Here is a 13,390-nt window from a genome sequence, read left to right on the forward strand (position 1 = left end):
TGGGTCTAACGTCATTCTGAAGCGGAATCACATGATCATCGCCCGACGCTTTCTGCCGTCCATGTCCCTGTTGCGGGCCTTCGAGGCGTCGGCTCTGCTCGAGGTTTCACGGCCGCCGCGACGGATCTTAACCTGACGCAGAGCGCGGTAAGTCGACAGATCCGGACGCCGAATTGCTCAATGCCGACCTCTTCATCCGGGAGCGGCAGACCGTCCGCCTCTCATTCGCCGGCGGTGTCTATGCCCGCGAGATCCGTCAGGCGCTGGATCGGATCGCCGGCGCCACCCTCGCCTTCCGCGCCAATCCAAGCGGCGGAACGCTGAACCTCGCGATCCTGCCCACCTTGGGCACGCGCTGGCTTGCACCGGGACTGCCGGATTTCCTGAACGCGCATCCCGGCGTCACCCTGAATCTCACCACGCGGCTGTCGCCGTTCGACTTCAGCCTCGAAGCGCTGGACGCCGCCATTCACTTCGGCACGGCGGATCGGCCGGGCGTTGAAGTGGATTATCCTGATGACGTGCAGCCCGGTCTTGGCGGAAAAGCATCGCTTTCGCGAGCCGAAGGACCTGTTGAAGACGCCATTGCTGCACATGGTCTCGCGACGCGCGGGAGCGCCGGTTCGCCTTGCAAGGAGAAAATCCCGCCCCCCCCTGCGCGGCATGCTGTTCGATCAGTTCGCGACGGCGGCACAGGCCGCGATCTCCGGTCCCGGCGTCGCGCTCCTGCCGGAATTCCTGATCTGCGACGACGTGGATCGCGGCGATCTCGTGAAGCCGCTGGAGCTCCCCATGGAAAGTGCGGAGCGGTATTATCTGGCGTTCCCGATGGCCCGGGCCTCGTATCCCCCACTGGCGGCGGCCTTCCGCGCCTGGCTCGGGCGGCGAGCCGTCGATGATGGCGCATAGCCGCCTCGACGTTCCCCTTCCCTCTCACCCAGCCGCTTTCCGCACCCCCATGATGAAGCGGGTGTGGGACCCGCGACCTCCTCCCCCTCCGGAGCGAAGACGGCCGGGATATCCGCCAACGGGAGGATGCCCGGTGCATAGGTCGGGAAAACAGGCACAAACGAGTTGCGGTTCAGTCTAGCCCCTGTACCCTGCAGTCATGCATGTGCTGAGGGGCAGTATGTCGGCCGAGAGAAGAAAGTGGTGCCTGCTCACAGCTTGCGACGAGGGGTTTGCAGACATCAGCTCGATATCCGTTCCGACGATGGAACGCTATGCCGAGACTTACGGGATGGACTTCGACTGGGTTCAGAAGACGCCGAAGGACAGAAGTCCTCATTGGCAGAAAATCTATTCGGCCCAGGAGAAATTTGAAGCCGGCTATGAATTTGTGTTCTGGGTCGATGCCGACGCGATGTTCCTCCGCTACGACATCGATATCCGCAGCCAGATCGACGATCGGCACGACTTCTATTTCGCACGCGAGGAGCATATCCGGCGCGAATGGGGCGTCGAGCGTCTGAATTCGGGCGTATGGGTGATGCGCAACACGCCGCTAACACGGAAGTTTCTGGCCGAGGTCGCCCTGCAACCCGACATGCAGGGCCCGAACTGGCATGATCAGGCTGCCATCATGGTCGTGTTCGGGTTTCTCTCCATGATCGACGACGGGCTTAACCGGGCCGATCGTCCCGTTTCCGAATACACCACCCGGTTACGCATGCTGCCGCTCCGCTGGAACTGCATCGCGGGCAACGACACCGATCCCCGCACGGTGATCCGGCATTTCGCCGGTCACGACCGGATCACGAAGCGGCTGGGCATGGAACTCGAGGTCCAGCTTCAGAGGCTGCGCGACGAGTACCAGCTGACCGATGAGACTGCCGAGGACCTCCGCTTCCGGATCTATAAGGGATACTGGAATCACAAGCACGGATGGGACCCGGAGGGCAGCCTCAAGGAGCTGACGGAGCGGCAAACCCGGCTGGATACCGTTCACCGCGCGCTGAAGAACGAGCACGACGAGCTTCTGCGTAAGGTCGGGTCGCGTTCGTGGCTCCTGCGAACCTGGTGGCGCACCACCAGGAGCAAGCTGTACGGAGCGTCTCACGGCGACGGGTCCGCCAACCGACACTGAGTTGGGCGCAAGCGCTTCCGGCCCGCGTCTCGCGCTTGGATGTCAGGCTTTGGTCAGGTGGGCGATTTCGGCCGCCATGCCCTAAGCTGTTCGAGTGCCCGCTCGACCCACGCGGGACCCTGCCGCTTCGGGCGGCGAGCATGGTGCCGGTAGAAAGTCCCCGCCGGATGACGGCAGGCAGGTGAGTTCGGCTTTGGCGTGCCCGTGAAATGAACGATATGGGCGGCCTGGTAATCCTCGAAGACCAGGTGTTCCGACCCGCCTCCGTAGTAGAAATTCCAGGCTCTCTCCAGCCGCTTCCAGTCGGGACCGAGCACCTCGTTCAGCGCGTCCTGCTCCGGCCAGAACAGTGGACGTGCTCCGGAGCGCAGGACAGCAAAGGTGCGGTCGGAAATCCGTTGCTCTATCCAGGGCTGCAGCTCGATCACCATCAACCCGGCATTGAAGTAGTTGGGGTCGGGAGCCCGCGAACGACGGGCAAGCTGCTCAGGATCGATGTGATCTCGAACGGCCGCGAGCGGATGACCGTCCATCGGCATCGTGAAAAGATGCGCCAGACTGTGGTTCACGATCATGTCGCTGTCCAGGCAGACCAGCCGCCCCGCGCTCTTTCCGATCAGTCCAGGCAGCAGAACCTTGCCGTAGATCGAGGCCGAGTAATCCCTTGAGACCTGCAGGCCCTTGAGCTCAGCGCACGTGCTGTCCACGTCGACGAACTGCAGCTTCCGCCCAAGCTCACCAGCATAGCGCCGGATGAGGCGCTTCTGCCTGGAGGAGAGCCCGAACGCCGCCACGACGACACACACATCCGGCACCTGGCCGTTGGCATTCACCGAGGCCAGCATGGCGGTCGCCAGTTCGACGAAGCGTGAATCGACCGCGCAGCCGAGATAATGCTCGCGGCCGGCGGTCATGGCCGAATTCGGTGCAGAGACCATTCGTCAGGCTGCCAGCTGGCGAGCGGCTTCTTCAAGCACGACATCCCAGTTCATGTCTCCGGGATGGCGCAGGATATTGACGTTGGGATACCACGGTGATGTGGCCGCGTGGGAACCCCAGCGCCAGCAACTGTCCGGTCGGGAGAGGAGATGAACCTGCCGATCGGCCGCGGCGGCGACATGCACCACGGCGGTATCCACGGAAAGAACGGCGTCACAGGCGGCCACCACCTGGCCGAGCTCGACGAAGTTCTTGATCGGCGGAACGGTGACGTTCGGGAAGGTCGCCAGCAGTTCCTTCTCGTCCGCCCGCAGGTCATGCAGAAGAACGACGAATTCAATGTGCGGCACCGCGAACAGCCGCGAAAAGTCCTCAAGCGGGATCGAGCGGACAAGCTCATACTCCCGCGGATGGCCGCGCCAGCAGATCCCGATCCGCTTTCTGGCCCCCGGCAACGCCGGAAGCGCGGTCGGCGTGCCGAGATCGAGATATCGGCTGGCCGGCTCAAGGCTGTCGCATTCCAGCACGGCCGGAAGCTGCGTCACGGAAACGAACGCGTCGAAGCTCTTTTCCGGCGGAAGGTCGGCAAGAAACTCCACGCCCGGGAACGACCTGGCCATCAGGCTCGCCAGCACTGCCGGCATCTGGCAGGTGACGCGGGCGGTCGGCCAGCGGGCCAATAGAGGCTTCAGGAAACGGGCGAACTGGATCATGTCACCGAGCCCGTGCTCGAAGAAGATCAACAGCCTGCGGCCATCCAGGGAGTCGCCCCGCCAGACCGGAATATCGTGCCGGATGGGGAACTTGCCGAAGCCGCGCTCGGCGATGCCCCAGTGCGCGATCCCATCGGCCAGGCGCCGCTTGCGGAGAAGATGAAAGCCGTAGCGCAGGTGAAGGGTTGGATTGTCGGAGTGGCGGTGGATCGCAAGCTCGTAAGCCCGCGTCGCATCCTCGACACGACCCATCACATCCCAGATATCGGCCCGAAGCAGCAGCTCGCCGAACTCCATCCCTTGGAGATCGTCGGTCTCCAGCCCCGCCGCTGCTGCCGATAGCTGGCCGCTGCGGAGATAGCTCCGCTGCACGAGCTGATGGGCGCGCAGGCGGAAGCGCTCCGAGGTCAGGCGTGCCCTGATGACTTCCGCGATCTCCAGCACTCTCGTGAAGCGCCAGATCTGGAACAGGCTGTCGAGCCCGAGCAGCAACTCGATCTCGCTCGCCGTGTCCAGGAACTTCAGCACGGTGTCACTGCACTTCCAGGGATCCCGATTGATGTAGGAGAACAGGATCTTCATCCGGCACTGCTGAACGTCCTCCACCTGAAGGAAGACGTCGCTCAGGTCGTCGCGCCGGTTGAGCACGCGTTGCAGCTGATCGAGAATGGCTTCGGAGGGCGCATTGCGCAGCCGGGCGATATGCACCCGCTCCCGGATCTTCCGCCGGATCTTCCGTGTCTTCAGTCGCAGGGTCTGCTTCCTGTCGGCCGGAATGACGGGACGCTCCCCCCGCACCGTTGTCTGCTCCGCCATCATTCTCCTCACCCGGTCAGTTCGCGGACGACAATCGGGATTGGTCCGGCCATCCGCTTGCTTTAGCATCCCCGTCCCGCGACGAAAACCTAAAGCCGACGCTCTTCTCGCATGTGCGAAAGAGATTTGTCGGGTTCCGGCAGATCGCCCTGATGCTTGCCCCTGCGCGGCAATCCGCGTATCCCAGCCGCGCTGTTCAGGAAAATCGCGATCATGATCCCGCTCGAGACCGTTCTTGGAAACTTCGCAGCCGCACGTATCCTCGTCGTGGGCGACATCATGCTGGACCGTTTCGTATACGGTCGCGTGTCGCGAATTTCACCCGAAGCACCGGCTCCGGTGATCCATGCCGTCCGCACGGAAGAAGTGCTGGGCGGCGCGGGCAACGTCGTCCGCAACATCGATTCCCTGGGTGCGAGGGCGGAGTTCATCGGCGTCGTCGGCAATGACGACGGTGCGCGGGCGATTTCTGCGAAGCTGGAAGCGCAATCGTCTATCCACGCCAACCTGATCCAGGTTCCCGGGCGTCCGACCACGGTAAAGACCCGCTTCGTCTCCGAGGCTCACAACACGCACCTGTTGCGAGCCGACTGGGAGGACACCTCCCCGATCGCGCAGGAAACGGAAAACGTGCTGATCGCGGCCGTTGCCGAGCGGCTCAGCCATGTCGATGCGGTGATCCTTTCCGACTACAACAAAGGCGTGCTCACTCCGCGGCTGATCGGGCAGATCATCGCCGCAGCGCGTGCGGCCGGTAAGCCCGTGGTGGTCGATCCCAAGGGGACCCGCTACGACCGCTATCGCGGCGTGACGGCGCTGACGCCGAATCTCGCCGAACTCTCGCTCGCCACCGGCCATCCGGTGGAAAACACCGACGAAGCGCTGAAGCACGCGGGCCGGGAACTCATAGAAGCGACCGACTGCGAGACGCTGCTGATCACGCGAAGCGAGCGCGGTGTGCTCGCGCTGGAGAGCAGCGGCGAAGCCTCGGCCTTCCCGGCCAATGCACCGCGAGTGGTGGACGTGTCCGGTGCCGGGGATACGCTTGTCGCAAGCTTCACGTTGGCGCTGGTCGCCGGCGCGGGCACTGCGGGCGCGGCACAGGTCGCCAACAGTGCGGCGGGCATTGTCGTGACCAAGGCGGGCACGGCGCATGTCCTCTTGTCGGAACTCCGGGAGAAGCTCCTCTCCCGTCCGCGCTTCCACGTCCATTCCAAGGTCTTCGGAATGCCGGAGCTTCTGGACACCGTCGCAACCTGGCGGAATTCAGGTCTCCTCGTGGGCTTCACCAATGGCTGCTTCGACATCCTGCATCCCGGGCATGTTGAGCTTCTTCGGGCCGCCCGCGCGCATTGCGACCGCCTGATCGTCGGGCTGAACAGCGATCAATCCGTGAAACGACTGAAAGGCGAGACGCGCCCCATCCAGAACGAGAATGCTCGCGCCACCGTTCTGGCCGCCCTCTCCTTCGTCGACGCGGTCGTGATCTTCGGCGAGGACACGCCTTATAACGCCATTTCCGAGATCGTCCCGGACGTGCTCGTCAAGGGCGCCGACTACACGATCGACAAGGTGGTGGGCCGAGACGTGGTGGAAGCCCACGGTGGTCGGGTCGTCCTGGCCGAACTCGTACCCAATTCCAGCACCACCGGGATCGTGCAGAAGATGCGGTCTGCCGACGAACCGCAAAGTGGACAGGCGGCCTGATCGCGCGGCTGACATGAACGCCTTTCCCGTCAACATCCGTCTCGGGCAACGTGCCGACGTCCTGCTGTCCGAGCGTCCGCCCGCTCCGGCCCTGTTCCTGGACCGGGACGGCGTGATCAACATCGATCGCAACTACGTCGGACGGGTCGAGGACGTGGAACTCGTGCCAGGCGCCGCCGCGGCGATCGCCGCCTGCAACCAGGCCGGAGTGCTTGTGGTCGTCGTTTCCAACCAGAGCGGTGTCGCGCGCCGTTATTTCGGCTGGGATGCCGTGGTTGCGGTGGAAGAGCGGATCGCCGAGCTCCTCGCCCTGGAGGGCGCGTGGATCGACCTGCTTATTTCCGCAGGCGTCGGGCCGGAAGACGAAGCCGGCAGCAGCTTCCGCAAGCCGTCTCCGGGCATGCTCAAGCTCGCCGCCCGGATCGCTCCTATCGACATTCATCGAAGCTGGATCGTCGGTGACAAGGAGAGCGACCTCCAGGCTGGAGCCGCGGCGGGGTTGCGTGGCGGATTCCTTGTCGGCGAGGCCGCACGTCCCGAGCCTCATCAAAGGCCGGCGCAGGCATCGTCAAGCTTCGAGGCCTTCTTCGCCGCCGATTTGTCCGAAGCGGCGGACCGGCTACGCGAATATCTCACACCTCCGTCCACGGCCGCTTGAGCCGGGACGGCGACCAACCAGCAGATCAGGACGGAAGACATGACGACACCGGACCGACCTCAGGCTTATGCCGACGAGGGAATCGCATGGCTGGTCGACCACGCCTGGCCGCTTTGGCTCGACAAAGGCATCGACTGGCAGCGGCGCGGTTTCCATGAGGAGCTGGATTCCGACACGTTGCAATGCCGGGCAACGTTTCGCCGTCTGCGCGTGCTGACGCGCCAGATCTATGTCTTCTCGCAGGCCGTGCCCTTCGGCATATCCAGGGCCGATGAAGCGGTCGCCCTCGGTCTGGAATTCCTTGCCTCCCATGCGCGGCAGTCGGATGGCGGCTATGCTTGGCGCTTCGATCTCGACGGCAACGTCATCGATCAGACGCGCGACCTCTACGACCACGCCTTCGTGTTGCTCGCTTATTCCAGCGCGTCGTCCGTCGTGGGCAGGGAGAAGCTGAGGGGCCCGGCCCTCGATCTCATCTCCTATATCCTGCGGAACTTCCGCCACGAGGTCGGCGGTTTCCTGGAGTCGCTTCCACCCGCGTTGCCGCGTCGGCAAAATCCGCACATGCACCTGCTGGAAGCCCTGCTTGCGGCTCATCGCGCATTCGGCGACGACGTCTTTCTTGCGAGCGCGAGCGAGTTGATCGACCTCTTTCTCGATCGGCTGCTGCAGAAACGTGAGGGCGCGCTTCCGGAATTCTTCGACGATAAGCTGACTGCCGAACGGGAGAACGGGCGATTTCTCGTCGAGCCCGGCCACCATTTCGAATGGGCGTGGCTCCTGGACTGGTTCATACGGGAGTCCCGCGACACGCCTCATGGAGCGCGCAATGAGGAAGTCGCCGGCGCGCTTCGCTCACTCTTCGCCTTCGCGGACCTCGGTGGCATTCATGAGGGCGATCATCTTGCCATCGACGCCCTCTGGAGCGACGGCTCGGTGCAGTCCCCTGCCCGCCGTCTCTGGCCGCAGACCGAGCGGCTCAAGGCGGAGACCATCCGCCCCGACGGCGCCAAGCGGACCGTGGAAGCCTTCGAGGGCATGAAGTCGTTTTGGCAGGACAGCCGCCCGGGCCTCTGGCGCGAGCGGATCGCGGAGGACGGTGATTTCATCCCGGAGCCAGTCAGGGCCTCCAGCTTCTATCACCTGACCTGCGGCATCGTGGAATTCAGCAAGCGCCCGCAATAGCGGGCGCGCGTTGCGCCGCGATCTTTCGGAGCGTCCGGGCGGCATCGTCGACGTCCGCCGTGGCCCACTGGAAAGAATCGTCGCCGAAATGACCGGTCCAATCCCGGTAGGGCTCCAGGCGGTACTTGACCGGATGATAGTTCGCGAAGCCCGGGCCATATTCCGCGTTGGCCGACCAATCGGTGGCGACCACGGGAACGTCGAGCAGCAGGAATTCGTGGATGTTGAGGCCGTACCCCTCCGACCGATGCAGCGAGAGATAAACGTCGGCCAACCGCTGGAAGCCGGCGATCTCACTGTCCGACATGTCCTGCTCCAGTATGCGGATGTTCCCGGCGAGCTCGATCATCTCCCGCAACTCCCCCTCGACGATCCGGGACTTCTTGCCAAGACGAACCTTCAACAGGAGGACGCAGTCGGGGTCGCTCCCGAACGCCCTTTGCCAGGCTTCCACATGGGCCCAGGGGTTCTTGCGCGTCGGACAGCTCCTGAGATCCATGATCGCAAGGCCGAGAAAGGCGCCCTCAGGCACTCCGAAGGCGGAGCGGGTCACCTCTTCGACGACCTCCGGCGCGCGCACCGCGTGAGGTCGCAATGTCACGGGCAGATCGGTGCCGCGCTGGATCGCTGCAGCCACGAAAGCGGAGGGGGTCCAGATCTCGTGAACGATGTCGAGGGCGAACGTCCAGTCTGAAGGGAAAAGCGGCGTTTCCCAGACCCAGAGCCCGATCCGATAAGCGCCCGCAAGTTGCTCCGGACGAAACAGAGGCAGGACGCGCGCGTAGGTTTCCGGCTGGCAGAGCAGGATCACGACATCATAGACTTGCTCCCGATCCACAGTGATCGGAGCATCGCGAGATGCCATCCGCGCGGATACGTCCACAGTCACGACATCGTCGTGAGACAGGCGGATCTGCGTGATCTCATACTGGGCGGCTCGGCTCAGGCCGTTCCCTCCGGAAAGATCGGCGAGCACCAGGGCCTTCCCGCCGCCGTTCTTCAGTCCGGGCGTCTTTGCGTAAGGGATCAGAAGCTCGGCATCGCGCGCCAGCCGCCTTTGCCGCTTGTTCGCCGCCCGCGAGCGCCGGATCGCATTTCGAAGGGTCCAGCGGCGACGACGACGCCAGAAGCCATCGAAGTCTTTGCCGGATAGAGCTACGGAATAGAGATCGTCCGCTTTACCTCTACCGTACATACGCACTCTTTCGACACAATTGCAGCAAGTTGCGGAATTTCTTCTCGCATTGAAAATGAGATCTATTCAATCGACAGCAATCCGTAAACTAAGTCTCTGTATCAAAAGATTGCGAAACGTTGCTGCCCGGATAATAGCGTGAGAGAGCTAATTATTAGGCAGCAAACCTTGATATGGTCGCCTTTGCAATCCTATAGGTTGAGGTACGACAAACCGGTGGCGGTCGAATAAGATCCAGGCACCGTTGTCGGAATCGGGATCGCTCGGGACGTGTCATGAAAAGCCAGAGTCGCACCGCCTGCTTCACGATCTGCTCGAACAATTATCTGCCTTCAGCCCGGGTCTTCGCCGCCTCGTTCCAGCAGTTCCACCCGGAGATCGACCTCTATCTCGGGCTCGCTGACGTCCCCGCCGCGACGCTCGACTACCCCCCCGGCTGCACCGTCGTTCCGGCCGGCGAACTCGGGATTTCCGACTTCGACGCCTTTGCCTTCCGCTACGACATCATGGAGCTGAACACGGCGATCAAGCCGTCGATGTTCCTGTCGCTCCTGGAGGGGGGTTACGATCGGGTCCTCTATTTCGATCCGGACATCGAGTTCTTCGCCCCGCTGACGAGCGTCCTCGGCGCTCTCGACAAGGGCGCCTCCTTCGTGTTGACGCCGCATATCTGCTCGCCGGCGGAAAGCTGGGCGCCGCGGACCGACATCCACATCATGCAGACCGGGATCTTCAATCTCGGCTTTGTCGCCTGCGGACGGCAGGCGGAGACCGAGACGGTGCTTCGGTGGTGGGCTCGTCGCCTGCGCTACCAGTGCATCAACGATCAAAGCCACGGCATCTTCGTGGATCAGAAGTTCATGGACCTCGTCCCGGCTTTCACCGAGAACACCTGTATCCTGCGCGATACGTCATGCAACGTCGCCTACTGGAACCTGGCGCAACGCGAACTGCGCGAAGAGAATGGCGACTGGACGGTGGATGGCCACCCCCTCACCTTCTTCCATTTCAGCGGGTTCTCGCCGAAGGACATGACGCGGATTTCCAAGCACACCAATTTCCGCGAGGAAGACGTGTCGGATGCGCACCGGCACCTGTTCCAGCATTATGCGGACCGGCTGACCGCGAGTGACTTCGGAGAGCAGCCAAACCTCCCGTATGGGTACGGCCGGTTCGCGTCGGGAACACCAATTCCCGATGCTGTCCGGCGTATGTTCCGTGAGCGGCTCCCGGGCTGGTCCGGCAATCCGTTCGCCAACCTGGAAGAATATCTCCACCTTCCCGATCCGACGGCCTGCCATCTGGCAGGAAGGTTCATGGTCACCAACCTGATGCGTTACCTCTATGACCAGCGAGGCGATCTCCGCAGCAGATTTGACCTGGAGCGGCCGGAGGGCGTGGAGCACTTCGTGCGCTGGTACGTCGAGCACGGCGATGAATTCGGGCTGGACCGGCAACTCGTCGAGCCGGTCGCGATCCGGGCGGGCCTGTACGACACCAGGGATAGGATCAACGAGAGATCGGCTGCGTGAGTGCGGGAAGAGACACGACGGACGATGTGGCAACCTCGTTCGAAGCGACTCGATCCATGGCGGTCGGTTCGGAAATTTCGCCCGGCAACGGCGTGGATGAAACCCGGCGCCTGCGGATCGAGATGGACGACCTGCGTCTGGAGCTGGAAAAGGCCCGTGAGGGTAACGCCTCGTTGCAACAACGGGTCTTCGCCCTCAGCCATGAACTGGAACGGCTTCATGATACGACACAGGCACTGGTCGAACTCAGGCCGAAGCTGGACGAAGGGCAAAGCCGCCTGAGGGAAACCGAGGGGCGACTTGCCGAAGCGCAAAATGAGCTTGATGGCTGGCCGGCGCGGATGGCGGAACGCGATCACGAAATCAAGGATCTCCGGAACCGCCTTCAGGAGGTCGAATCGTCGGCCTCCTGGCGAAGGACCAAGCCGTTCAGGAAGCTCCGCAAGTCCCTGCGCAAGCATGTCGGCATCTGAGGCTGGCGAGCGGATGATCCCAAAGCGAGCCCCGCGCTCCGGCCTCGGATTGCGACGGCGCATCCGGGGCTTGCAGGCGCGCCTCCTGCCCCGCGCCGTGGTGATCTGTCATTGCCACTATCCGGAGCTCGTGGCGGAGTTGCGTGACACGCTGGACCGACTACCGGGCGGCATCGCCGTCCACGTCACATCGAGCGACCCCGAAGTGCTTCGGCTCTGGAGGGAGCGATGGCATCGACCGGACCTGCCGCTCACCACGCACAGGACCGAGAACCGCGGCCGCGATATCAGCCCGTTCTTCCAGGTCGCGCGGGGACTCAGGACCAGCCCGCATACACCGGTCCTGAAGATCCACGGCAAGAAGAGCACCTACACCGACCGGGGCGCGGAGTGGCGACACGATCTTCTGAGCGGCCTCGTGCCCGACCGGCAAGGCGTGCGCGCCATCCTGAAGGCGTTCAGGACCGATCCGAGGCTCGGCATGATCGGAGCTCCGGGGTCCTACACCGGCCGCCAGGTCTATTGGGGCGGCAACCGTCCGCATGTCGAGGCGCTGATGCGTTCGATTCTGGGTCGCCCAGCGGAAGACGACGAACTTGGCTTCTTCGCCGGCAGCATGTTCTGGATTCGGGGTAGTCTATTGGCCCGGATCCTGCCCTTCATCGACGACAATGATTTCCCCGAGGAAGGAGGCCAGCAGGACGGCACCTACGCTCACGCGCTGGAACGTGTGATTCCGATGGCAGCTCGTGGTCTCGGCTACACATTGCAGGAGGCCGACAGCGGCCAGCCGCTCACACCCGACCAAAGGCGCGACCGGGAAGTCGTCTACATCTGATGTCAGGACCGCTCGGGCTTTCGAGCGTCGATCAATCGTCCGAGCATCCTAAGCCCTCCGGGCGGGATGGGTGCGCATGGCTTAGGCTCCCCCCTTCGATCAGGGCACGCAGAGCTCCGCTTTCCCGGAACTGACGGGAAATGAAACGCCAACCTGCGAAATCGACGGTGCATCCGGCGAACTCCACAAGCGACGGGTTCCTCGCCAGCACGCAATGTTCCCACAGCGTTCTGCACGACCTGCAAGGTCAGGGGTTGACGAGTGGCCCGGAAACCGGGCATGTCCCGCGACGGAGAGGTGGCCGAGTGGTCGAAGGCGCTCCCCTGCTAAGGGAGTAGGCGGTCAAAAGCTGTCTCGAGGGTTCGAATCCCTTCCTCTCCGCCATTCCCCTTTTGTGTAGGTTTTTCAATGGGTTACCTTGGCGATTGTCGCCGAAGTGTAACAGGAAAGTGTGCGGGAATGTGGGGCCTAATCCGCGCTGAACGCATTCTCCCGCCGCAGCCAGAACGTGAGTGGATTGAGTCTAGCTAGGCTACGTCCCTCGGCTAATAGGGTGCTCTTGAATGCGTTGCCCTGCTCGATGAAGTTCCGCATTGCACCGTCGTAATCTTTAGGGCCTGCTTCCTGGCGATCGAAACGGTTCAGGACAACGTTCAGCAAGTCTCGAGCAGCGAGGTACTTTCGAAGGTCCAGCTCTAGGCTCGGAAAGTAAAACCCTACGAGCATCTCGAGTCTCTCGAGACTTCCACTACCGACAGGGTTATTGCTTGCAATTATCAGGTCGTTTAATTGGTCCTTACTGATCTTCCCGTTTACATAGCTCATCGATTGTATGAAGTAGCTAGCGAGCGTATTGTCGAACGACGAGAACGCATCAAACGCGCTCTCCATTTTCTTCTGGCGCTCCAGCATTGTTTCTTTTGAGAGCGTGAGAAAGAAAGATACGGATGCTGCAATCACGCCACTAGAGAGCGCGGTGGCGATGATCGTTCCAATCATGTGACAGCCCGAATCGAAGTTAACGAGCCTCCACAATGGCGCGCTCATCGCGCTGGGAACAAGTTGTCAGCGCTCGCTGACGGATTTTCACCTGTGAGCCAGTGTCAGCAAAGCCCAACAAGCCTCACTTGGCATTGACCTGCCCCTAAGAATATCCTCCACGCGGCGTTAGAGTCCGGCCCTTGAAAGGACGGACGGACGGAATGAAGCGAGCGAGATTCACGGAAGAGCAGATCATCGGGATCCTGC

At 62.7% G+C, this 13,390-nt stretch carries 11 protein-coding genes, 1 tRNA gene and 1 pseudogene; 9 read left to right on the forward strand and 4 right to left on the reverse strand.

The features are described from left to right. Positions 1-31 precede the first annotated feature (31 nt). Positions 32-909, forward strand: a pseudogene (locus BMY25_RS18770) (LysR family transcriptional regulator). 220 nt (positions 910-1,129) lie between these two features. Further along, complete coding sequence (locus BMY25_RS18775) at positions 1,130-2,086, forward strand: putative nucleotide-diphospho-sugar transferase (RefSeq protein ID WP_177176946.1); 957 nt, start codon at positions 1,130-1,132, stop codon at positions 2,084-2,086. 53 nt (positions 2,087-2,139) lie between these two features. Here the strand turns inward: BMY25_RS18775 and BMY25_RS18780 are convergent, their stop codons facing one another. Together BMY25_RS18780 and BMY25_RS18785 are read right to left on the reverse strand one after the other, a co-directional pair. After that, positions 2,140-3,000, reverse strand: coding sequence for a glycosyltransferase family 8 protein (locus BMY25_RS18780; RefSeq protein ID WP_177176947.1), 861 nt, complete (start codon positions 2,998-3,000; stop codon positions 2,140-2,142). Positions 3,001-3,027: 27 nt separating this feature from the next. After that, positions 3,028-4,554 carry a glycosyltransferase family 9 protein gene (locus tag BMY25_RS18785; RefSeq protein WP_177176948.1) on the reverse strand — a complete coding sequence of 509 codons (1,527 nt, stop codon included), beginning with the start codon at positions 4,552-4,554 and terminating at the stop codon, positions 3,028-3,030. Between the two features lie 213 nt (positions 4,555-4,767). Between BMY25_RS18785 and rfaE1 the strand changes: the two genes are divergently transcribed. Genes rfaE1 through BMY25_RS18800 form a run of 3 tightly spaced genes read left to right on the forward strand, consistent with a single transcriptional unit; the run spans position 4,768 to position 8,104 of the window. Next, positions 4,768-6,261, forward strand: coding sequence for a D-glycero-beta-D-manno-heptose-7-phosphate kinase (rfaE1, locus tag BMY25_RS18790; protein ID WP_092499551.1), 1,494 nt, complete (start codon positions 4,768-4,770; stop codon positions 6,259-6,261). A gap of 13 nt (positions 6,262-6,274) precedes the next feature. Next, positions 6,275-6,919, forward strand: coding sequence for a D-glycero-alpha-D-manno-heptose-1,7-bisphosphate 7-phosphatase (locus BMY25_RS18795; protein WP_092499535.1), 645 nt, complete (start codon positions 6,275-6,277; stop codon positions 6,917-6,919). 39 nt (positions 6,920-6,958) lie between these two features. Continuing rightward, on the forward strand, positions 6,959-8,104 hold the full coding sequence (locus BMY25_RS18800) for an AGE family epimerase/isomerase (protein WP_092499537.1): 1,146 nt from the start codon (positions 6,959-6,961) through the stop codon (positions 8,102-8,104). On the opposite strand, the gene BMY25_RS18805 is transcribed toward BMY25_RS18800, so the two are convergent. Further along, the gene (locus BMY25_RS18805; protein WP_092499539.1) at positions 8,085-9,299 is read right to left on the reverse strand and encodes a glycosyltransferase; all 1,215 of its coding nucleotides are present in this window, start codon (positions 9,297-9,299) and stop codon (positions 8,085-8,087) included. The two genes, BMY25_RS18800 and BMY25_RS18805, sit on opposite strands and share 20 nt — an antisense overlap. A gap of 275 nt (positions 9,300-9,574) precedes the next feature. Between BMY25_RS18805 and BMY25_RS18810 the strand changes: the two genes are divergently transcribed. The 4 genes from BMY25_RS18810 (at position 9,575) to BMY25_RS18820 (ending at position 12,526) form a co-directional block, all read left to right on the forward strand. After that, entirely contained in the window at positions 9,575-10,831 is a 1,257-nt protein-coding gene (locus BMY25_RS18810; protein WP_092499541.1) for a hypothetical protein, read from the forward strand. Further along, a complete protein-coding gene (locus BMY25_RS20945; protein WP_177176949.1) occupies positions 10,828-11,304 on the forward strand; it encodes a hypothetical protein in 477 nt (158 codons plus the stop codon). The genes BMY25_RS18810 and BMY25_RS20945 overlap by 4 nt, the downstream gene beginning before the upstream one ends. A 13-nt stretch (positions 11,305-11,317) precedes the next feature. Then, positions 11,318-12,142, forward strand: a complete 825-nt coding sequence (locus BMY25_RS18815) for a rhamnan synthesis F family protein (RefSeq protein ID WP_177176950.1) — start codon at positions 11,318-11,320, stop codon at positions 12,140-12,142. A 291-nt stretch (positions 12,143-12,433) separates the two neighbouring features. After that, a tRNA-Ser gene (locus BMY25_RS18820) sits at positions 12,434-12,526 on the forward strand. An 84-nt stretch (positions 12,527-12,610) separates the two neighbouring features. Here the strand turns inward: BMY25_RS18820 and BMY25_RS18825 are convergent. Further along, positions 12,611-13,141, reverse strand: coding sequence for a hypothetical protein (locus BMY25_RS18825; protein ID WP_143062046.1), 531 nt, complete (start codon positions 13,139-13,141; stop codon positions 12,611-12,613). Positions 13,142-13,390 lie beyond the last annotated feature (249 nt).

Source organism: Faunimonas pinastri (genome assembly GCF_900110915.1).
GTDB classification, from domain to species: Bacteria; Pseudomonadota; Alphaproteobacteria; order Rhizobiales; family Afifellaceae; genus Faunimonas; species Faunimonas pinastri.